The sequence below is a fragment of the Pseudomonas sp. WS 5027 genome (genome assembly GCF_012985695.1).
In the GTDB taxonomy this organism is placed as follows: domain Bacteria; phylum Pseudomonadota; class Gammaproteobacteria; order Pseudomonadales; family Pseudomonadaceae; genus Aquipseudomonas; species Aquipseudomonas hygromyciniae.
In genome coordinates this window covers 454,814-474,605 of the sequence record NZ_JAAQWU010000001.1, presented here as the reverse complement: position 1 = coordinate 474,605, position 19,792 = coordinate 454,814, and the positions used below count along the sequence as shown (strand labels likewise).

Annotated in this window: 19 protein-coding genes and 1 pseudogene; 7 read left to right on the top strand and 13 right to left on the bottom strand. The window is 60.9% G+C overall.

From position 1 onward, the window contains the following. Positions 1-104: 104 nt before the first annotated feature. Positions 105-728 carry a transporter substrate-binding domain-containing protein gene (locus HBO09_RS02190; RefSeq protein WP_169991318.1) on the top strand — a complete coding sequence of 208 codons (624 nt, stop codon included), beginning with the start codon at positions 105-107 and terminating at the stop codon, positions 726-728. Between the two features lie 43 nt (positions 729-771). Here the strand turns inward: HBO09_RS02190 and HBO09_RS02185 are convergent, their stop codons facing one another. Beyond that, positions 772-1,266 (bottom strand): DUF523 domain-containing protein, encoded by a 495-nt coding sequence (locus HBO09_RS02185; RefSeq protein WP_169991316.1) that lies wholly within the window; start codon positions 1,264-1,266, stop codon positions 772-774. Between the two features lie 2 nt (positions 1,267-1,268). Beyond that, complete coding sequence (locus tag HBO09_RS02180) at positions 1,269-1,901, bottom strand: 2OG-Fe(II) oxygenase (RefSeq protein ID WP_169991314.1); 633 nt, start codon at positions 1,899-1,901, stop codon at positions 1,269-1,271. 131 nt (positions 1,902-2,032) lie between these two features. On the opposite strand from HBO09_RS02180, the gene HBO09_RS02175 reads away from it, so the two are divergent. Next, complete coding sequence (locus HBO09_RS02175) at positions 2,033-2,785, top strand: DUF2059 domain-containing protein (protein ID WP_169991312.1); 753 nt, start codon at positions 2,033-2,035, stop codon at positions 2,783-2,785. A 120-nt stretch (positions 2,786-2,905) separates the two neighbouring features. Here the strand turns inward: HBO09_RS02175 and HBO09_RS02170 are convergent, their stop codons facing one another. Further along, a complete protein-coding gene (locus tag HBO09_RS02170) occupies positions 2,906-3,847 on the bottom strand; it encodes an alpha/beta hydrolase (protein ID WP_169991310.1) in 942 nt (313 codons plus the stop codon). A 111-nt stretch (positions 3,848-3,958) separates the two neighbouring features. On the opposite strand from HBO09_RS02170, the gene HBO09_RS02165 reads away from it, so the two are divergent. Then, positions 3,959-4,531 (top strand): DUF6436 domain-containing protein, encoded by a 573-nt coding sequence (locus HBO09_RS02165; protein ID WP_169991308.1) that lies wholly within the window; start codon positions 3,959-3,961, stop codon positions 4,529-4,531. A 30-nt stretch (positions 4,532-4,561) separates the two neighbouring features. After that, a complete protein-coding gene (locus HBO09_RS02160; RefSeq protein WP_169991306.1) occupies positions 4,562-6,931 on the top strand; it encodes a penicillin acylase family protein in 2,370 nt (789 codons plus the stop codon). Between the two features lie 110 nt (positions 6,932-7,041). Here HBO09_RS02160 and HBO09_RS02155 read toward each other — a convergent pair whose 3' ends face one another. Beyond that, on the bottom strand, positions 7,042-7,947 hold the full coding sequence (locus HBO09_RS02155) for an AraC family transcriptional regulator (protein ID WP_169991304.1): 906 nt from the start codon (positions 7,945-7,947) through the stop codon (positions 7,042-7,044). Positions 7,948-8,046: 99 nt separating this feature from the next. Here HBO09_RS02155 and HBO09_RS02150 point away from each other — a divergent pair, with 99 nt between their 5' ends. After that, on the top strand, positions 8,047-8,400 hold the full coding sequence (locus tag HBO09_RS02150; RefSeq protein WP_028618364.1) for a carboxymuconolactone decarboxylase family protein: 354 nt from the start codon (positions 8,047-8,049) through the stop codon (positions 8,398-8,400). Here HBO09_RS02150 and HBO09_RS02145 read toward each other — a convergent pair. After that, on the bottom strand, positions 8,378-9,343 hold the full coding sequence (locus HBO09_RS02145) for a GlxA family transcriptional regulator (RefSeq protein WP_169991302.1): 966 nt from the start codon (positions 9,341-9,343) through the stop codon (positions 8,378-8,380). The two genes, HBO09_RS02150 and HBO09_RS02145, sit on opposite strands and share 23 nt — an antisense overlap. 259 nt (positions 9,344-9,602) lie before the next feature. Between HBO09_RS02145 and HBO09_RS02140 the strand changes: the two genes are divergently transcribed. After that, positions 9,603-10,244, top strand: a complete 642-nt coding sequence (locus tag HBO09_RS02140; RefSeq protein ID WP_169991300.1) for an HD domain-containing protein — start codon at positions 9,603-9,605, stop codon at positions 10,242-10,244. Between the two features lie 69 nt (positions 10,245-10,313). Here the strand turns inward: HBO09_RS02140 and HBO09_RS02135 are convergent, their stop codons facing one another. The 4 genes from HBO09_RS02135 to HBO09_RS02120 form a co-directional block, all read right to left on the bottom strand. After that, positions 10,314-11,198, bottom strand: coding sequence for an ABC transporter permease subunit (locus HBO09_RS02135; protein WP_057440425.1), 885 nt, complete (start codon positions 11,196-11,198; stop codon positions 10,314-10,316). Next, positions 11,195-12,076 carry an ABC transporter permease subunit gene (locus tag HBO09_RS02130; protein ID WP_169991605.1) on the bottom strand — a complete coding sequence of 294 codons (882 nt, stop codon included), beginning with the start codon at positions 12,074-12,076 and terminating at the stop codon, positions 11,195-11,197. The genes HBO09_RS02135 and HBO09_RS02130 overlap by 4 nt, the downstream gene beginning before the upstream one ends. A gap of 35 nt (positions 12,077-12,111) precedes the next feature. Then, positions 12,112-13,254 (bottom strand): polyamine ABC transporter ATP-binding protein, encoded by a 1,143-nt coding sequence (gene potA, locus HBO09_RS02125; RefSeq protein ID WP_029289449.1) that lies wholly within the window; start codon positions 13,252-13,254, stop codon positions 12,112-12,114. Positions 13,255-13,321: 67 nt separating this feature from the next. Then, positions 13,322-14,416: a polyamine ABC transporter substrate-binding protein gene (locus HBO09_RS02120; RefSeq protein ID WP_169991298.1), complete on the bottom strand. Its 1,095-nt coding sequence runs from the start codon at positions 14,414-14,416 to the stop codon at positions 13,322-13,324. Between the two features lie 124 nt (positions 14,417-14,540). On the opposite strand from HBO09_RS02120, the pseudogene HBO09_RS29155 reads away from it, so the two are divergent. Then, positions 14,541-14,642 (top strand): annotated as a pseudogene (locus tag HBO09_RS29155) (outer membrane lipoprotein carrier protein LolA); the annotation flags it as partial. Here HBO09_RS29155 and HBO09_RS02115 read toward each other — a convergent pair. The 4 genes from HBO09_RS02115 to HBO09_RS02100 all read right to left on the bottom strand — a co-directional run bounded on the left by HBO09_RS02115 (position 14,637) and on the right by HBO09_RS02100 (position 19,521). Beyond that, positions 14,637-15,731 (bottom strand): polyamine ABC transporter substrate-binding protein, encoded by a 1,095-nt coding sequence (locus tag HBO09_RS02115; protein WP_169991603.1) that lies wholly within the window; start codon positions 15,729-15,731, stop codon positions 14,637-14,639. The pseudogene HBO09_RS29155 and the gene HBO09_RS02115 overlap by 6 nt on opposite strands. A 195-nt stretch (positions 15,732-15,926) precedes the next feature. Continuing rightward, complete coding sequence (locus HBO09_RS02110) at positions 15,927-17,291, bottom strand: aspartate aminotransferase family protein (protein ID WP_169991296.1); 1,365 nt, start codon at positions 17,289-17,291, stop codon at positions 15,927-15,929. Between the two features lie 55 nt (positions 17,292-17,346). Continuing rightward, entirely contained in the window at positions 17,347-18,705 is a 1,359-nt protein-coding gene (locus tag HBO09_RS02105; protein WP_029289457.1) for a glutamine synthetase family protein, read from the bottom strand. Positions 18,706-18,744: 39 nt separating this feature from the next. Continuing rightward, on the bottom strand, positions 18,745-19,521 hold the full coding sequence (locus HBO09_RS02100) for a gamma-glutamyl-gamma-aminobutyrate hydrolase family protein (RefSeq protein ID WP_169991294.1): 777 nt from the start codon (positions 19,519-19,521) through the stop codon (positions 18,745-18,747). Positions 19,522-19,792 lie beyond the last annotated feature (271 nt).

Below are 19,792 nucleotides of genomic sequence, written 5' to 3'. Positions count from 1 at the left end.
AGGGTTATGACAACTTAGTGACGAAACGTTGTCCAAGGCACTCGACACCATAGCAAAGCGAGCCTGAACCGCGTCTCGCACCTTCGAATTCTTTAGGAGTGACCATGCGTTTTTTGCCTGGCCTGTTACTTGTCCTGCCTTTCTTGAGCCCCTTGGCCCACGCCGAACTGTTTGACGACGTGTTTGACCGTGGGGAGTTGCGTATTGCCCTGGAGGCCGATACGCCGCCCTTCAACTTCAAGGAAGGCGACAAACTCACCGGTTTTGAAGTGGAACTGGGTGAGTTGCTGGCTCGGGAAATGGACGTACGCCCCTCCTTTATCACCACCGACGCCACTGACTTGCTGCCCGGAGTAGAGAGTGGCAAGTACGATGTGGCGATCAACCACATCGCTGTGACTACGCAACTGCAGGATCGTTTCGATTTCAGCGTGCCGTATAGCTATGCCAATGCCCAGATGCTTGCCAACAAGCAGAAAAAAAACCTGTTGAGCGGCCTGAATACACTGACGAGCAGTCAATTTGCCGCCAAGCCCACCGAGGGCGTGGATCTGCACAGCCGCGTCGATGCCAAGGCCACGTTGACCCTGGCCATCCCGTTCCAGAAGGGCAACCCGGCGTTCAAATCGAGCCTGGACAACGCGCTGGAGCGGATCAAGGCCGATGGGCGGCTGACGGCGCTGTCGGAAAAGTGGTTTGAGGCTGACATCAGCAAAGCCACCAAATAACCAATGGGGGGCCAGCATTGTGTGGAGTGGGCTTGTGTGGGATTTAGGTGGGATTTGAAAGTTGGGCCAGGGCCGCAGCCGCCTCGGCCAACTCCAACTCGCTGAACACCTGCACCCCATGGCGCTTGAGCAACGCCGCCGTCACCCCTTCGCCGGTGACTTTCACCCCACTGAAAGTGCCGTCATACGTCAGCAGGTTGCCGCATGACGGGCTATTGGCCTTGAGCACCGCGATACGGATGCCATGGCGCTGCACCAGGGCCAAAGCCTGCCGCGCACCCTCAAGGAAGGCTTCGCTGAAGTCCTCGCCATCGGCGGTCAGCACTTGGGCGCGGCCTTCCCACACAGCTATCCCCTGCCCGCCGGGAATCTCGGCGGACGGTCGTGGCGTAGGCAGGCCCCCAGCGACCTCCGGGCACACCGCAACCACCCGCCCTTCGGCCTGCCAGGCGGCCAGTTGGTCGAACGGCCCGCTGGCGCCACCGTCATAACGTACGCGATGCCCCAGCAGGCAGCGGCTGACCAGAATCTTTTGCATGCTCAAAACGGCTCGCTGCCCCGCCGGCGAAACCAGCCGGTCAGGGACAGGCGCTCGCGGTGGGCGGGCAGGACTTCATGGGGCACTTCCCCCGACAGAAACACCACCAGGCAACCGCCGGTGGGGTCCACATCGTGTTCAATGCCATCCTTGAGGTACATGCGCAACTGGCCGCCATGTTCGGGCAGCCAGTCCTGGTTCAGGTAGACCACCGCCGAGACTATGCGCCGGTCATCATCGCGAAAACGGTCGAGGTGCTTGAGGTAGAACGCTCCCGGCGGGTACATGGCGAAGTGGCATTCAAACTCTTCCAGCCCCAGGAACAGCCCACGGTTCATCGCCAGCCGCAGGCTGTCCATCAACGCCAGGTAGCGGTCGCAGATAGCCGCCTGGCCGGGCTCCAGCCATTGGATATGATCGCCCCGGATCCCCTCGCGAATCTCCTGGGCCGGCCCGCGCCCGACAGCAGCCGGTGCCAATTCACCTTCAGCGGCACGTTTATGGCACTCAGCCGCCAGTTCCAGGGTCAGAGCCTCTGGCAGGAAGATGTTCTGCTGCGACCAGCCTTTCATGGCCAGGTCGTCGACGATGCTTAGCAGCAGCGGGTCATCAGGGGATATTTGCATGGCGCGCATAGTATCCATACGCCTGGCAAACCGACAGCGCCGCCTAGCGCCTAAACACACTTTAGTCAGGTGACTGATAGGACTTCTCGACAAATCCTACGCCCGACACGGACAATAGTGGCCGACTGACAGGAGTCCCTATGCGTCGTTTGTTTTTATCCTTGCTGATGTTCTGCGTGTTGCCCGCCTGGGCAGACAGCCATGACCAGTTGTACGCGGTCGCCGGCTGGCCGGAACAACGCGCGCATTTTAATGACGCCTTGAGTGCCGCCCAGCAGCGCTACCGCAATAGCTTGCCGCCGGCGGTGTACCAGGCGCTGGTGGACAACAGCAATAAACGCTTCGCCCCCAAGGCCATGGATCAGCGCGCCGAAGCCCAGTTGCGCCAGAACCTGGCCGATCCAAAACCGGCGCTGGCGTTTTTCCAGTCGCCTCTGGGACGCAAGATTGTCGCCGCCGAGCTGCTGGCGACCCGTCGCGACCAGTTGGCCAAGAACGCCAAGGGCCTGCCGCAGATCCAGGCCGACGCCACGCGTAGCCTGATCATCGGCCACTTGGCCCAGGCGCTGCCCGCCCGCGAAGCCGGAGCCGAGGTCAGCCTGGCGATTGCCGGTGTGGCAGCGGACAGCCTGAGCCAGATGATCCCCGGCCTGTTGGGCGGCGGTCAGGCGCAAGGCATGCTCAACGGCCAGCGCGAGCGGTTGATGCAGCAGATCGGCAATGACCTGAATAACACCTTGCTGTACGTCTATCGGGATCTGTCGGACCCGGAGTTGGAAGAGTTCGCGACATTTGCCGAATCGCCGGAAGGCAAGGCTTACTACCAGGCAGCGCTGGCGGCGATCCGCGCCGGCCTGGCGGTCGGCCAAAGCACCTCAAGCCTGGCCCCCTGACACCGCCCCCCTGTAGGAGCGAGCTTGCTCGCGAAAAACTCAAGGACACCGCGTTTAACCAGACAGCACGCGTTATCGTTGACGTCCTTCGCGAGCAAGCTCGCTCCTACAGGGGGAGGGTTATTTCAGGTGGTCGGTGAGGAACTTGAAGTATTGCTCGCGGATTTCAGGCAACTCATTCGCCAAGTGATGCCGCCCACGCGGCAACATCAGGACCTGCGGCTGATCGAACTTGCCGCGCAGCACCTGCAAATTGTGCTGCCAGTCCACCGTCATATCCTCCTCGCCCTGCACGATCAACGGCCGCCGCATACTGCGCGGGGCGGCCTCGATGCGCTTGATCCAGCGCGCCAGCGCGCCCACCCAGGCGGTGGGCAGTTGCCGGGGCTGCAGGGGGTCGGCTTCGAGGAACGGACGAAACGCCGGGTCATTGCTGTTATCGCTGAAGCGCCGGGCGATGCCTTTGACGAACGGCTTGAGCAGGTAATAGCTGAGCTGCGACCAGCCCCAGGCACGCGGTCGCACCAGCGGCGACAACAGGAAGGTCTGGCCTTGCGCCGGGCTGTCCGGGCCATGGTTGAGCAGATGGTCCACCACAATCGCCCCGCCGGTGCTTTGCCCGAACAAATGCCAGGGCTTGGGCAGTTGCAGCGCGTCGGCCTGTTCGAACAAGCCGTTCAGCACCTGCTGGTATACCGCGAAATCATCGATGCTGGCGCGCGGGCCACTGGACAGGCCATGGCCCGGCAAGTCGCAGGCAATCACCACGAAACTCTGGTCCAGGCCCCACTCCACCACGCTGCGGTACAGCCCCATGTGGTCGTAGAAACCGTGGAACATAAACAGTGTGGCCACCGGTTGCGCCGGCCACCAGACCTGGCTGACCACCTCGAACCCATGCACCTCGAAGCGCCCCAGGCGACTGACTACCGGCTCTTTGCGCGCAGCCAGGTCCAGCCCATAGAAGCGCTGGTAGACCCTCGCCTCAGCCGAAAGCGGCTGCGCGTCCACCAGGGGCCGCAAGCTTTCGCGCAGATGATCGGGGTCAAAGGTAACGGGCATAAGAACTTCCAGACTAGGGCTTCACAGCATTGAACAGATGAATATCGAGTCGCGATATTCATCTGTCAGGGCAAGCATGGCAAGCTACGCCACCGTCGAGGATTGTTCTGAATGCGAAAGCCCTACCGCAACGCCCTGCTCGCCAGCCTGATCCTGCTGATCTGCGCCGCCGTGCTGTGGGCCGCGTATGACTGGTTCCAGGGCCGCTATCTGCGGGCATTCAGCGAACATACGGCGGTGTTTTCCGGAGACCCGCTGCGCCTGCCGGACGAGCTGGCAGGCCCCGGTCCGATCCGCCTGGTGCACTTCTGGGACCCGGCCTGCCCGTGCAATGTCGGTAACCAACAGCACCTGAGTGAACTGATTGAGCAATACGCGCCCCAGGGCGTGGAATTCTATGCCCTGCAAAAAGCCGGCAGCCACGGCCAATTGCCCGCGACCCTTGGCGCCATGAAAATCCTCACCACCTTGCCCGGCGCCGACCAGGTGCCCGCCAGCCCGGCAGTGGGCATCTGGGACAGCAACGGCAAACTGGCATACTTCGGCCCTTACAGTGAGGGCCTGACCTGCAATTCGAGCAACAGCTTTATCGAACCGATCCTGCAGGCGCTCAAGAGCGGGCGGGCGGTGAATGCGACCCACACCCTGGCGGTTGGCTGCTATTGTTCCTGGCCACAAGGCTAAAAGTCCCACTTCTAATAATAAGGATTGTTCATGAAGCGCGTCTTGTCGGGTCTCGCGGCCCTGCTGGTGTTGATCGCCCTCGGGGCCGGCTGGTATGTCTACAGCAAGCAACCCACCCGCCAGGGCACGTTGGAATTGGCCAACCTGCAAGGTTCGGTCACGGTGCGCTACGACGACCGGGGCGTGCCGCATATCCGCGCCGAGAACGAGGCTGACCTGTATCGCGCCCTGGGTTATGTGCACGCCCAGGACCGCCTGTTCCAGATGGAAATCATGCGCCGCCTGGCCCAAGGCGAGTTGGCCGAGGTGCTCGGCGTCAAGTTGCTGGACACCGACAAACTGTTCCGCAGCCTGCGCATCCGCGAGCGCGCCGCTACTTATGCAGCGCAGATGGACCGCCAGTCGCCGCACTGGAAGGCCCTGCAAGCCTATCTGGACGGGATCAACCAGTATCAGGACCACAACGCCAGCCCCATGGAGTTTGACGTGCTGGGCATCCCCAAGCGGCCGTTCACCGCCGAAGACACCATCAGCATCGCCGGTTACCTGGCCTACAGCTTTGCCGCAGCCTTTCGCACTGAGCCCTTGCTGACTTATGTGCGCGACCAACTGGGCAGCGACTACCTGAAGGTGTTTGACCTCGACTGGAAGCCCAAGGGCGACCTCGGTCTGGCCGCCACCGATTGGCAAGGCCTGAGCGCCATCGCCCGCCTCAGCGAGCAGGCCCTGGCCGACAACGGCCTGCCGCAGTTCGAAGGCAGCAACGCCTGGGCCATCAGTGGCAACCGTACCAAGAGCGGCAAGCCGTTGCTGGCGGGCGACCCGCATATCCGCTTCTCGGTGCCGTCGGTGTGGTACGAGGCGCACCTGTCGGCGCCCGGCTTCGAACTCTACGGTTATCACAACGCCCTGATACCGGTGGCGTTCCTGGGCCACAACAAAGCGTTTGGCTGGAGCCTGACGATGTTCCAGAACGACGACCTCGACCTGATCGCCGAGAAGGTCAACCCGGACAACCCCAACCAGGTGCGCTACCACGACCAGTGGGTCGACATGACCACCAGCGAGCAGCAGATCGCGGTCAAGGGCCAGGCGCCAGTGACGCTAACCCTGCGCCAGTCGCCCCACGGCCCGATCATCAACGACGTGCTCGGCGCCAATGCGGGCACCACACCAATTGCCATGTGGTGGGCCTTCCTCGATACCGAAAACCCGATCCTCGACGGGTTCTACCAACTCAACCGCGCCGACACCCTGGCCAAGGCCCGCCAGGCAGCTGCCAAGGTGCATGCGCCGGGGCTGAACATCGTCTGGGCCAATGCCAAGGGTGATATCGGCTGGTGGGCCGCGGCGCAGTTGCCGATCCGCCCGGCCGGGGCCAATGCCGGGTTTATCCTCGACGGCAGCACGCCTGAGGCTGACAAGATGGGCTTTTACCCGTTCAGCGCCAACCCCCAGGAAGAAAACCCGGCCCGTGGTTATGTGGTCTCGGCCAACGCCCAGCCGGTATCGCCCACTGGCATGCAGATTCCCGGCTATTACAACCTCGCGGACCGCGGCCAACAGTTGAACGCGCAATTGAGCGACAACCAGGTCAAATGGGACCTGGACAACAGCCAGGCCCTGCAACTGGGCACCACCACCGCCTACGGGCCCCGCCTGCTGGCGCCGCTGTTGCCGGTGCTACGTGAAGTGGTCAAGGATCCGGCCGAACTCAAGCTGCTGGAGCAACTGGCCGCGTGGAAAGGTGACTACCCGGTGGAGTCGATCCCGGCCACGCTGTTCAACCAGTTGTTGTTCGACCTGACCGACGCAGCCTTTCGCCCCAAGCTGGGTGACGACATGTTCAAAACCCTGATCACCACCCGCGTGGTCGATGCCGCCTTGCCACGCCTGGCCGCCGCCGCCGATTCGCCGTGGTGGAACGGGCAGCGGGCCGAGACGGTCAAGCGCGCCTGGGACAAGAGCCTGGCCCACCTGAAAACCACCTTCGGCGATGACCCGGCGCAATGGCAATGGGGCAAGGCCCATACCCTGACCCATGGCCATCCGCTGGGCATCAAGAAGCCGTTGGACCAGATCGTCAATGTCGGCCCGTTTGCCTCACCGGGCAGCCACGAAGTGCCGAACAACCTGTCCGCAATCATTGTCCCGGCGCCATGGCCAGTGACTTACGGCCCGTCTACCCGACGCCTGGTCGACTTCGCCGACGCCGCCCACGCACTGACCATCAACCCGGTCGGGCAAAGCGGCGTGCCGTTCGACAAGCACTATGCCGACCAGGCCGAGACCTACATCGAAGGCGGGTACGAGCAGGCGCATTTTGATGAAGAAGAGGTCCAGGCCAATACGCGCGGCACCCTCAAGCTATTGCCCGCCCGGCCCCCACAACAGCCCTGACGAAACGCCATCAAAAATGTGGGAGCGGGCTTGCTCGCGAATGCGCAGTGTCAGTCACCACATGTATAGACTGACACACCGCATTCGCGAGCAAGCCCGCTCCCACAGTTTTAATCTGCGTTGCGCATCCGACCGGGTGCCTGGCCATACGCCTCCTTGAATTTCTTGCTGAACGCCGCCTGGGATTGATAACCCACCCGGGCGGCGATATCCGTCAGGCTCAAGCGCGACTGCTGCAACAGATTGAACGCCAGCTCCATGCGCAACTGGGTCAGCAGCACCCACGGCGATACGCCCGCCACTTTGACAAACGAGCGCATGAACGTGGCCCGGGACATCGACGCCGCGCCGGCCAGGCTGTCGATGGTCCAGTCATGCCCGGGCTCGGTCAGCATCGCCTGCCAGGCGCGGCCCAGGCGTTTGTCGGTGAGCAAGGCAAACGTCCCCGTCAGCGACGCTTGTTGTGCCAGCCAGGTGCGCACCAGCAAGGTGAACAGCGCCACCGACAGCGCATCAATGAACGAGCGCGCACCGAGCCGTTCGCCATCCGCTTCGCTGCGCATCAGCGCAATCAGGGCCGCCAGTTGCCCATCGGCCTGCCATTGCCGACTGGACACCACCAGATACGCCGGCAAGGCCGCGAACAGCAACGACTGGCGATTGTAGTGAAAGCTGCCACAGAGCATCTCCACCTCTGGCTGATCGCCACCCAGGCGATGCACCGTGAGGACACCGTCATCGATCACCCTGGGCAACATCGCCGGCACCGTCGCCCCCTGGCTGCGCAACAGGTGAGTCGCACCGCCGGGCAGCAACAGGATGTCGCCTTCTTCCAGGGTCACTCGTTGCCCGCCCGAAAGCTCGGCGTGGCAGGTGCCACTGACCACAATGTGGTACGGGGCCACGCCCATGGCCTCGGGCGCATGGTCCAGGGCCCAGTCGCCCTGGAACTGGCAACGTACATCGAGGTTGCCGCGCAGGTTGGCCATGGTGATCAGGGTGTCGATAGCGTTCATTTGCGAATATCGGTCAAAAAGTTGAGCGGATCGAACAATACCGCCAAACCTGAACGGCACACACTGGCTTCACACCCAACCCGTTCAGGAGTCATCGTAATGTTCAACAACTGGTCCGACTTGCTGCCTACCGTGAAGAAAGCCTTTGGCACACTGGGCAAGAGCAACCCGAAGATGGTCAAAGCCTACATGGCGCTTGGCGAAGCAGCCGAGGAAAACAACGTCCTGGATGCCAAGACCCGCGAACTGATCTCGATTGCAGTGGCGATCACCACTCGCTGCGACGGTTGTATCGGCGTGCATGCCGACGCCGCGATCAAGGCCGGCGCCACCCGCGAAGAAGTCGCCGCAACGCTGGCCACTGCCATCTCACTGAATGCCGGCGCCGCCTACATCTACTCGCTGCGCGCGCTGGAAGCCTACGACACGCTTAAGCCGGCGCCGCAAAGTTGAGCCGAAACTGCTGCGGCGTCACGCCCAGCCGGCGGTTGAATACACTGCGCATGTGCTGGGCATCGCGAAAGCCGCATTGATAGGCCACGGTCTTGAGCGGCGCGCCGCTGCTTTCGAGCATCACCCGCGCCGCGTCCACCCGTGCCCGCTCGACAAATTCCGCCGGGGTGATCCGCGCCTCCCGGGCAAATACCCGCGAAAAGTTGCGCGCACTCATGTTGGCTGCACGGGCCAGATCAGCAATGCCCAAGTCGCCGGTCAGGTTCGCCAGTACGTACAACTGCACCTGCGCCACGGTCGAATGGGCTTCGGCGTGTGGCATTAGAAACGGGCTGAACTGCGACTGGCCACCGCTGCGCTGGGTAAACACCACCAGGCGCTTGGCCACGCTCAAGGCCACTTCGGGACCGTGGTCCTGGGCCAGCAGATACAGCGACAGGTCGATGCCCGCTGTGACCCCGGCCGAGGTGTAGAGGTTGCCGTCTTGCACGTACAAGCGGTCTGCCTCGACCTGGGCTGAGGGGCACAGGCGCGCCAGGTCCGCTGCGTCGCCCCAATGGGTGGTGACGGTTTTGCCATCCAGCAATCCAGCCCGGGCCAGCATAAAGGCGCCGTTGCAGATCGAACCAAAGCGCCGGGCCCTGGCGCTGGCGTCCTGCAGCCATTGATTGAACCCCGGGCCGAAATCCTCGAAGGGCAACTGCGGGCCGCCGGCTACCAGCAACAGGTCATAGGCTTGCAATGCCTCGCTGTAATGGATGTGGGCCTGCAAGGACAGACCGTTGGAACAGGCGATCTGGCCCTGGACCTGGCCGATGACTTCGAGCTGGTAATGATCCGCAGGCGCCAGGAAGCGATTGGCCTCGCAGAACACGTCCATGGGACCGGTCACATCCAGTGACTGGACGCCGGGGAAGATCAGGATCGCGACGGTCTTGTGCATGGGTAAACCTTATCTGAAACCCTGTAGGAGCCGGCTTGCCGGCGAAAAACCCGAGAACCCCGCTGGGTGCCAGGTACCCCGCGTTATCGTTGACGATTTTCGCTGGCAAGCCAGCTCCTACAGGTGATCGTGTGGATCCTGGCACGAGATGAAGGCACATTGGCCGAGATCGCGCCCCTACGGTTGTGGCTGCCTCGCGGGTGGGCGACCAGACTGCACTCATCAGCGCCAACCCGGCGCCTTCGTGAGGAGCATGACCATGAGCACCACCATCGCCGGCATCAAAATACCCGACAGTGCCCTGGCCAAGGCTACCACCGAATACATCCGCGACATTGAATCCGACCTGCTCTACCACCACTCCCGCCGCGTCTTCCTGTTTGGCGCCTTGAGCGGCGAACGCAAGCAATTGACCTACAACCCGGAGCTGCTCTACGTCGGCGCGATGTTCCATGACCTGGGTCTGGTGGCTGGCCATCGCAGCGACAACGAGCGTTTTGAAGTGGACGGTGCCAACGCTGCCGCCGAGTTTCTCAAGCCCTACGGTTTGAGCGATGACGATATCGAACAAGTGTGGCTGTCCATTGCCCTGCACACCACGCCGGGGGTGCCCAAGCACCTGCGCCCGACCGTCGCCCTGGTGACTGCTGGCGTGGAGATGGATGTGCTGGGCATGGACTACGCCGCGTTTACCCACGTGCAGCGCGAGGCAGTGGTGCATGCGCATCCACGGGGTGAAGGGTTCAAGGAGTGCATCATCTGCGCCTTTGCCGACGGCTTGCGCCATCGTCCGCAGACCACGTTTGGCAACGTGAAGACCGATGTGTTGGTGGATCAAGAGCCGGGGTTCACGCCGATGAACTTTGTCGAGGTGATTCGCCAGTCGCCGTGGACTGCCTAATCAACTTGAAATGCAATCAAATGTGGGAGCTGGCTTGCCAGCTCCCACATTTTGACCGAGTACCGGGCTTTAGACCGGTGCTGGCGCCCGGCGTACATCCGGCTGTTTCCAGCCGTCCGCTGCCGCTTCTTCGATGGCTTGCTGGATGGCTTTCTTGCGCCGCTCTTCAGCGCGACGGCTGAAGAACCACACCAGGAACGTCACCAACGACACCGCCAGCAGAATCAAGCTGGCCACGGCGTTGATCTCGGGCTTGACCCCAAGACGCACCGCCGAGAACACTTCCATCGGCAAGGTGGTCGAGCCCGGGCCCGATACGAAGCTGGCCAGTACCAGGTCATCCAGGGACAGCGCGAACGACATCATCCCGCCCGCTGCCAGTGAAGGCGCGATCATCGGGATGGTGATCAGGAAGAACACCTTCCACGGCCGCGCACCGAGGTCCATGGCCGCCTCTTCGATCGACAGGTCCAGCTCACGCAAGCGCGCCGACACCACCACCGCCACATACGCCGCACAGAACGTGGTGTGGGCGATCCAGATGGTGACGATGCCACGCTCCTGGGGCCAACCGATCATCTGCGCCATGGCCACGAACAGCAGCAACAGCGACAGACCGGTGATCACTTCCGGCATCACCAGCGGCGCCGTCACCAGGCCGCCAAACAGCGTACGGCCCTTGAACTGGCTGATACGGGTCAGCACAAACGCCGCCAACGTACCCAGCGCCACCGCGGCCACCGCCGTGTAGCAGGCGATTTCCAGGGAGCGCGCCACCGAGCCCATCAACTGGGTGTTGTCCAGCAGGCCCACGTACCACTTGATCGACCAACCGCCCCACACCGTCACCAGTTTCGATTCGTTGAACGAATAGATCACCAGGATCAGCATCGGCAGGTAGATGAACAGCAGCCCTACGACCAGCATGAAGCTGGAGAAACTGAAGCGCTTCATACCTTGCCCTCCATCTCTTTGGCTTGGCTGCGGTTAAACAGAATGATCGGCACGATCAAGATCGCCAACATCACCACCGCCAGGGCAGAAGCTACCGGCCAGTCGCGGTTGTTGAAGAACTCTTGCCACAACACTTTACCGATCATCAGGGTTTCCGGGCCGCCCAGCAGTTCCGGGATCACGAACTCGCCCACCACCGGGATAAACACCAGCATGCAGCCGGCGATGATGCCGTTCTTGGACAGCGGCACGGTGATTTTCCAGAAGCTGTTGAAGGTGCTCGAACCCAGGTCCGATGCGGCTTCCAGCAGGCTCTGGTCATGTTTGACCAGGTTGGCGTACAGCGGCAGGATCATGAACGGCAGGTACGAATAGACCACGCCGATATACACCGCGATGTTGGTGTTGAGGATCTGCAACGGCTCGTTGATCAGCCCCATGGACATCAGGAAGCCGTTGAGCAAGCCGTTGTTGCTGAGGATGCCCATCCACGCATACACGCGGATCAGGATCGCGGTCCAGGTCGGCATCATGATCAGCAGCACCAGCACGGTCTGCATCTCTTTGCGCGCACTGGCGATGGCGTAGGCCATCGGGTAGCCGATCAGCAGGCACAAGGCCGTGCTGAAAAACGCCATCTTCAACGAGCCCAGATAGGCGGCGATGTACAGTTCGTCGCCGGCCAGCAGGCTGTAGTTGGCCAGGTTGAGCACCACCTCCAGCTTCTGCTCGATGTAGGTGTAGATCTCCGTATAAGGCGGGATCGCCACGTCGGCTTCGGCGAAGCTGATCTTCAGGACGATGAAGAACGGCAGCATGAAGAACATGAACAGCCACAGGAACGGAATCCCGATGACCACCTGCTTGCCGCTGGGAATTATTCGGTGCAGTCGCCGTTTGAATTTCTTCATGTTCATGAGCGAAGTACCACGCCGCTGTCGTCTTCCCACCACACGTAGACCTGGTCACCCCAGGTCGGCCGCGCGCCACGGCGTTCGGCGTTGGCGACGAAGGACTGCACCAACTTACCGCTCGGCAGTTCGACGTAGAACACCGAGTGGCCGCCCAGGTAGGCAATGTCATGCACCTTGCCGCTGGACCAGTTGTGCTCGCAGGTCGGCATCTCGGTGGTGACCAGCAGTTTTTCCGGGCGAATGGCGTAGGTCACCGACTTGTCTTCCACCGAAGTGGCGATGCCATAACCCACGTAGATATCGCGGTCCAGATCGGCACACTTGAGCACCGCGTGGCCTTCGGCGTCATCCACCACGACTGTGTCGAAGATGTTGACGTTGCCGATGAACTCGCACACCAGGCGGCTGGTGGGGGTTTCGTAGATGTCGATCGGGCTGCCGATCTGCGCGATCCAGCCCAGGTGCATGATCGCGATGCGTTCGGCCATGGTCATGGCCTCTTCCTGGTCGTGGGTCACCATCACGCAGGTCACGCCGACACGCTCGATGATTTCGACGAGCTCAAGCTGCATCTGCGAGCGCAGCTTCTTGTCCAGTGCGCCCATCGGCTCATCGAGCAGCAGCAGTTTCGGGCGCTTGGCCAGGGAACGGGCCAGGGCCACCCGCTGACGCTGACCGCCAGACAACTGGTGCGGCTTGCGCTTGGCGTACTGGCTCATCTGTACCAGCTTGAGCATCTCGGCCACGCGGGCCTCGACTTCGGCCTTGGGGATCTTGTCCTGTTGCAGGCCGAAGGCGATGTTCTGCGCCACGGTCATGTGCGGGAACAAGGCGTAGGACTGGAACATCATGTTGATCGGCCGCTCGTAAGGCGGCATGTCGGTGATATCCACACCGTCGAGGAAAATCCGCCCTTCGGTTGGACGCTCGAAACCTGCGAGCATGCGCAGCAAGGTGGACTTGCCCGAACCCGAACCGCCGAGCAAGGCGAAGATCTCGCCTTTCTTGATTTCCAGGGACACATCGTCCACGGCAATCGTCTCGTCGAACTTCTTCGTGACCCGGTCGATTTTGACCAACACCTTTTTCGGTGTCTGGTCGCCCTCGAGGGCTTTCTTATAGGCGCCGGAGGCAACTGCCATTTACGAAACTCCCAGAAAAAAAGACTGCAGAACGTCCCATACGGACGAACCTTGGATAGTTTGAGCCTTACTTGCCCGTCTTGACCTTGGTCCAGCTACGGGTCATCAAGCGTTGCACTTTCGGGGGTAGCTCGAAGTTGACAAACGTCCGGTCGAGAACCGCCTGCGGTGGATAAACCGCTTCGTCGGTGCGTATCGATTGCTCCATCAGCGTGTCCGCCCCAGGGTTAGGGTTGGCGTAGCCGACGTAATCACTGACCTGAGCGATCACTTCAGGTTGCAGCAAATAGTTGATAAAGGCGTGGGCCTCCTTGACGTTGGTCGAGTCCTTGGGGATCGCCAGCACGTCAAACCACAGGTTGCCGCCTTCTTTGGGAATCGCGTAGGCGATGTTCACGCCCTTGCCAGCCTCGCTTGCGCGAGCCTTGGCCTGGAACACATCGCCGGAGAACCCGGCGGCCACGCAGATATTGCCGTTGGCCAGGTCCGAGATGTATTTGGAGGAGTGGAAGTAGGTCACATAGGGCCGCACTTTCAGGAGTTTTTCCTCGGCCTTTTTATAGTCGGCCGGGTTGGTGCTGTTAGGGTCCAGGCCCATGTAGTTGAGCACCGCCGGCAGCATTTCATCGGCCGAGTCCATGAAGGACACACCGCAACTGGCCAGCTTCTTCATGTTTTCCGGCTCGAACAGCACGGCCCAGGAGTCGATCTTGTCGACGCCCAGTACTTCTTTGACTTTGTCGACGTTGTAGCCAATGCCGTTGGTGCCCCACAGGTAAGGCACGGCGTATTGATTGCCCGGGTCGTTCTTTTCCAGGCGCTTGAGCAGCGTCGGGTCGAGATTGGCGTAGTTGCTCAGCAACGACTTGTCGATTTTCTGGAACGCGCCCGCCTTGATCTGCTTGCCCAGGAAGTGGTTGGACGGCACCACCACGTCATACCCGGTGCGCCCGGCCAGCAACTTGCCTTCCAGGGTTTCGTTGGAATCGAACACGTCATAGATCGGCTTGATGCCGGTGGCCTTTTCAAAGTTGGCCAGGGTGTCGGGGCCGATATAGTCCGACCAGTTATAAACATGCACGGTCGAAGCCGCCTGCACGCTGACTGCCAACGTGAGGCCCGCCCCTACCAGCAAGGCTTTGCGAAATAAAGAAATTGGCAAGTGGAGGTCCTCTTAAATAGTTGGGCCTAAAGTTGTTGCCCGACAACAAAACCGGCGCGCAACTTACCCTCGATAAACCGATCCGGCAAAACTTTCTGTCATTTAATTTTTTGTAGGAGCGAGCTTGCTCGCGAAGGTCGTCAACGATAACGCGGGGCATCAGGCGCCCCGCGGCGCATTTGAGTTTTTCGCGAGCAAGCTCGCTCCTACAGGTTCTTGCTTACTTGCCTGACTTGATCTTGGTCCAGCTGCGCGTCATTTCACGCTGGGTCGCAGCCGGCAAGTCCGCAATGGCGTAGAGCTTGGCTTGCACATCCGCAGGCGGGTAGATGCCTGGGTCGCTGCTGATGTCTTTATCGACCAGTGCGGTGGCTTTCTCGTTACCGTTCGGGAAATGCACGCTGTTGGTGATCGAGGCCATCACTTCTGGCTTGAGCAGATAGTTCAAGAACGTGTAGGCCGCGTCGACGTTCTCGGCATCTTTAGGGATAGCGACCATGTCGAAGAAGCTACCAGCGCCTTCTTTCGGAATGTCGTAGGCCACCTTGACCTTGCCACCGGCTTCAGCCGCGCGGGTTTTGGCCTGCTCAATGTCACCCGAGTAACCCACGGCCACGCAGATGTTGCCGTTGGCCAGGTCGGAGATGTACTTGGACGAGTGGAAGTAGCCAATCGAAGGACGGATTTTCAAGAACAGGTCTTCGGCCTGCTTCAGATCGGCCTTCTTCTGAGTGTCGGTCGGCAGGCCCAGATAATGCAGCGCAATCGGCAGCATTTCGGTTGGCGAGTCGAGGAAGCTCACGCCGCAGCTTTTCAGCTTAGCGATGTTCTCAGGCTTGAACAGCACGTCCCAGGAATCGATCTTGTCCACGCCCAGTGCGGCCTTGACCTTCTCCGGGTTGTAGCCGACGCCGATCGAGCCCCACATGTACGGGAAGGCGTGCTTGTTGTCCGGGTCGCTGACCGACACGGCTTTAAGCAGGGATTTGTTCAGGTTGTCATAGTTAGGCAGCTTGGACTTGTCCAGCTCCTGATACACACCCGCCTTGATCTGCTTGGCCAGGAAGTTGTTCGACGGCACCACCACGTCGTAGCCGGACTTGCCGGCCAGCAGCTTGGCTTCGAGGGTTTCGTTGCTGTCGAAAACGTCGTACACCACCTTGATGCCGGACTCTTTCTCAAAGTTGGCAATGGTGTCCGGTGCAATGTAGTCGGACCAGTTATAGACATGCAGTACTTTACTGTCCGCCTGGGCCGCGCCCGCCATCACGCCCATCAGGGACAAGGCCAGGAGGGTCTTGCCAGCGTTCTTCAAACCTAATGCCTTCATTCGGTCATGCTCCAATTTTTTCTTTTTTGGGCCACATTTTTCTACGTTTCATGGCCCGTCGAAGGGCAACAAAACAGGGCGACAGTCTGGCAAGTTCAGGGGCCGGCTTTCAACCAAAGCCCCGCATTTATCATTGCCCGAATGCAACAGCCGCAAGCCGCTGCATTCTGAGCCTAGCACTTAGCCCTGCAATGCCGCCAAAGTCAGGTCCAGGCACTGGCGAGCCTTGGTCACCAGCTCGTCAATCTCGGCCTTGCTGATCACCAGCGGCGGCGAAATGATCATGGTGTCGCCCACGGCGCGCATGATCAGGCCATTCTCGAAGCAGAAGGTGCGGCAGATCATGCCCACGCCCTTGCCTTCATAACGCTTGCGCGTGACCTTGTCCTGCACCAGCTCGATCGCACCCAACATACCGACACCACGGACTTCGCCCACCAACGGATGATCCGCCAGCTCGCGTAGACGCTTTTGCAAATACGGTGCCGTTTCGTCATGCACGCGGCTGACAATTTTCTCATCGCGCATGATGCGGATGTTTTCCAGGGCCACCGCAGCCGCCACCGGGTGCCCGGAGTAGGTGAAGCCGTGGTTGAAATCGCCACCTTCGTTGAGCACTGCCACCACTTCGTCGCGCACGATCAGGCCGCCCATGGGGATGTAGCCCGAGGTCAGGCCCTTGGCGATGGTCATCATGTCCGGCTTGAGGTCGTAGAAATCGCTACCGAACCACTCACCCGTGCGGCCAAAGCCACAGATCACTTCGTCGGCGACAAACAGGATGTCGTACTTGGCGAGGATTTCCTTGATGCGCGGCCAGTAGGTCGCTGGCGGCACAATCACACCGCCGGCACCCTGGATCGGCTCGGCGATAAAGGCACCGACGTTGTCCACGCCGACTTCCAGAATCTTCTCTTCCAGTTGGTTCGCGGCCCAGATCCCGAACTCTTCAGGGCTCATGTCGCCGCCTTCGCCGAACCAGTACGGCTGGGCGATATGCACGATGCCCGGGATCGGCAAGTCGCCCTGCTCGTGCATATAGGTCATGCCGCCCAGGCTGGCGCCGGCCACGGTGGAGCCGTGGTAGCCATTCTTGCGGCTGATGATGGTTTTCTTGTTTGGCTGGCCCTTGATCGCCCAGTAGTGGCGGACCATGCGCAACATGGTGTCGTTGCCTTCGGAGCCGGAGCCGGTGAAGAACACATGGTTCATGCCGGCGGGGGCAATATCGGCGATGGCCTTGGCCAGTTCCAGCACCGGCGGGTGGGCGGTCTGGAAGAACAGGTTGTAGTAAGGCAGTTGTTTCATCTGCTTGGCAGCGGCGTCAGCCAGCTCGTCGCGGCCATAACCGATGGCCACGCACCACAGGCCGGCCATGCCGTCGAGGATCTTGTTGCCTTCGCTGTCCCACAGGTACACGCCCTTGGCGTTGGTGATGATGCGCGGGCCTTTCTCTTTCAACTGCTTGAAGTCGCTGAACGGTGCCAGGTGATGCTCGTTGCTCAGGGCTTGCCATTCACGGGTTTGCGGGTTGTTGCTGGACATACCAATCTCCAATAGGTAGGTGAAGGTGCGGCGTATCCCGGCCGCACCCGGCGCATCAGACGGCGAAGAGCAGGAATTCCCGCTCCCACGAACTGATCACGCGCTTGAAGTTTTCATGCTCGGCCCGCTTGACCGCGACGTAGCCAGTGATGAATTTGTGACCCAGGTATTTCTCGATGGTCTTGCTGTTTTCCATGCGTTCCAGCGCGTCTTCGATGGTCAACGGCAGGCGCAGGTTGCGCCGCTCGTAACCACGCCCCACAACAGGCGCGCTTGGGCTGATGCCTTCGACCATGCCGATATAGCCACACAGCAGGCTGGCGGCGATCGCCAGGTACGGGTTGGCATCGGCGCCCGGCAAGCGGTTTTCCACGCGACGGTTCTGCGGGCCGGCATCCGGTACGCGCAGACCGACGGTGCGGTTTTCTTCGCCCCACTCCACGTTCACCGGCGCCGAGGTGTCGGGCAGGAAGCGGCGGAACGAGTTGACGTTGGGCGCGAACAGCGGCAGCAACTCGGGGATGAACTTCTGCAGGCCGCCGATGTGGTGCAGGAACAGCTCGCTCTTGGAACCGTCCTCATTGGAGAACACGTTCTTGCCGGTGGCGATGTCGATGATGCTCTGGTGCAGGTGCATGGCGCTGCCCGGCTCACCGGTCATGGGCTTGGCCATGAAGGTGGCGGCCACGTTGTGCTTGAGCGCGGCTTCACGCATGGTGCGCTTGAACACCAGGATCTGGTCGGCCAGGGACAGGGCATCGCCGTGACGGAAGTTGATTTCCATCTGCGCCGTGCCGTCCTCGTGGATCAGGGTGTCGAGGTCCAGTTCCTGCAGTTCGCACCAGTCGTAGACGTCTTCGAACAACGGGTCGAATTCGTTGGCCGCTTCTATAGAGAAGGACTGGCGACCGGTTTCCGGACGGCCGGAACGGCCAATCGGCGGTTGCAGCGGGAAGTCCGGGTCTTCGCAGCGCTTGGTCAGGTAAAACTCCATCTCCGGCGCCACGATAGGCTGCCAGCCTTTGTCGGCGTAGAGCTTGAGGACTTTCTTGAGCACGTTGCGCGGCGACAGCTCGATCGGGTTGCCTTGCTTGTCGTAGGTGTCGTGGATCACCTGGGCGGTGGGCTCGATGGCCCAGGGCACCAGGAACACGGCGTTCTGGTCGGGGCGGCAGATCATGTCGATGTCGGCCGGGTCGAGCAGTTCGTAATAGATGTCGTCTTCGACATAGTCGCCGGTCACGGTCTGCAACAGAACGCTCTCGGGCAGGCGCATGCCTTTTTCGGCAATGAACTTGTTGGTCGGCGAGATCTTGCCCCGGGTGATCCCCGTGAGGTCGCCAATCATGCATTCGACTTCTGTGATCTTGTGGTCTTTCAACCAATCGGTGAGCTGGTCGAGGTTGTTACTCATAAATGCCTCTGGGCTGGGTTTCCTGACATCCATTAAAGGTCAGGCGTTGTTTGACGCGTGTGCGTCTCTTTGTTTCGCCCGCGTTCGGCAGGCATCGCCAAATGCCTGGAAGATCGCGAGGTAGTACGGGTTGGAGCTTACCTGCCATTCAGGGTGCCATTGCACTCCTATTGCAAAAGCCTTGCCCTGTTTGAGCGAAAAAGCCTCGATCAGGCCGTCCGGCGCGGTCGCTTCGACTTGCAGGCCAGGCGCCAGGCGGTCAACGCCCTGGCTGTGGATCGAGTTGACCTGGATCGTGTCCGGCAAACCCAGGCTCGCCAGCACACCGCCCGGGGTGATCGCCACGGCATGCGCCGGGCCGTACTGGACGTCCAGCGGCTGGGTGTCGTCTTCGCGGTGATCCATCATGCCCGGCAGTTCATGAACCTTCTGGTGCAGGCTGCCGCCCAGGGCAACATTCATTTCCTGGAAGCCCCGGCAGATCCCTAGCACCGGGACGCCCGCGGCGATCGCGGCGCGAATCAGCGGCAGGGTGCTCTGGTCCCGTGCAGGATCATGGGCAGTCCCAGGCGCGCTGGCCGGACCGTCGTAATGAAAGGGTTCGATATTGGAAGGTGAGCCGGTAAAGAGAATGCCGTCCAGACCGTCAAGAATATTGGCCGGTTCGAACAGCTCCGCCAGGGACGGAATAATCAATGGCAGGCCCTTGGCAGCGACTGCCACGGCGCGAACGTATTTGTCGCCACTGATGTGATAAGCATGCAGACCAACCTGTTTGGAGCAGGCGGTGACGCCGATTAACGGCAGGCCAGACATGAAGCACCCCGGTATTATTGCTGTTATGGGTTTGAATCGAGCTTAGCCTTGTTCATTTTTTTACACAACACCCCCGTAAAAAATACAACACGGCCCGCTCAAGCCTGCTAGTCCCAAGCCGGTCAAACCGATAAAACTGCCCAAAAAAGCCGCAAAAAAGCCCTCAGGGCGCTTTTTTAGGGCAAAAAAGGCCTCGCTTGACTTCGGCATGCCGTTCGGGTTGACTGAAACCAGAAAAGATCAATGATTGATATTTTTAACAACAAAGGTG

What these genes read in the sequence shown, in the direction of transcription:
- HBO09_RS02190 (WP_169991318.1), top strand. Translation starts at nt 105, where the DNA reads ATGCGTTTTTTGCCTGGCCTGTTACTTGTCCTGCCTTTCTTGAGCCCC.
- HBO09_RS02185 (WP_169991316.1), bottom strand. Translation starts at nt 1,266, where the DNA reads ATGCAAAAGATTCTGGTCAGCCGCTGCCTGCTGGGGCATCGCGTACGT.
- HBO09_RS02180 (WP_169991314.1), bottom strand. Translation starts at nt 1,901, where the DNA reads ATGCGCGCCATGCAAATATCCCCTGATGACCCGCTGCTGCTAAGCATC.
- HBO09_RS02175 (WP_169991312.1), top strand. Translation starts at nt 2,033, where the DNA reads ATGCGTCGTTTGTTTTTATCCTTGCTGATGTTCTGCGTGTTGCCCGCC.
- HBO09_RS02170 (WP_169991310.1), bottom strand. Translation starts at nt 3,847, where the DNA reads ATGCCCGTTACCTTTGACCCCGATCATCTGCGCGAAAGCTTGCGGCCC.
- HBO09_RS02165 (WP_169991308.1), top strand. Translation starts at nt 3,959, where the DNA reads ATGCGAAAGCCCTACCGCAACGCCCTGCTCGCCAGCCTGATCCTGCTG.
- HBO09_RS02160 (WP_169991306.1), top strand. Translation starts at nt 4,562, where the DNA reads ATGAAGCGCGTCTTGTCGGGTCTCGCGGCCCTGCTGGTGTTGATCGCC.
- HBO09_RS02155 (WP_169991304.1), bottom strand. Translation starts at nt 7,947, where the DNA reads ATGAACGCTATCGACACCCTGATCACCATGGCCAACCTGCGCGGCAAC.
- HBO09_RS02150 (WP_028618364.1), top strand. Translation starts at nt 8,047, where the DNA reads ATGTTCAACAACTGGTCCGACTTGCTGCCTACCGTGAAGAAAGCCTTT.
- HBO09_RS02145 (WP_169991302.1), bottom strand. Translation starts at nt 9,343, where the DNA reads ATGCACAAGACCGTCGCGATCCTGATCTTCCCCGGCGTCCAGTCACTG.
- HBO09_RS02140 (WP_169991300.1), top strand. Translation starts at nt 9,603, where the DNA reads ATGAGCACCACCATCGCCGGCATCAAAATACCCGACAGTGCCCTGGCC.
- HBO09_RS02135 (WP_057440425.1), bottom strand. Translation starts at nt 11,198, where the DNA reads ATGAAGCGCTTCAGTTTCTCCAGCTTCATGCTGGTCGTAGGGCTGCTG.
- potA (WP_029289449.1), bottom strand. Translation starts at nt 13,254, where the DNA reads ATGGCAGTTGCCTCCGGCGCCTATAAGAAAGCCCTCGAGGGCGACCAG.
- HBO09_RS02110 (WP_169991296.1), bottom strand. Translation starts at nt 17,291, where the DNA reads ATGTCCAGCAACAACCCGCAAACCCGTGAATGGCAAGCCCTGAGCAAC.
- HBO09_RS02105 (WP_029289457.1), bottom strand. Translation starts at nt 18,705, where the DNA reads ATGAGTAACAACCTCGACCAGCTCACCGATTGGTTGAAAGACCACAAG.
- HBO09_RS02100 (WP_169991294.1), bottom strand. Translation starts at nt 19,521, where the DNA reads ATGTCTGGCCTGCCGTTAATCGGCGTCACCGCCTGCTCCAAACAGGTT.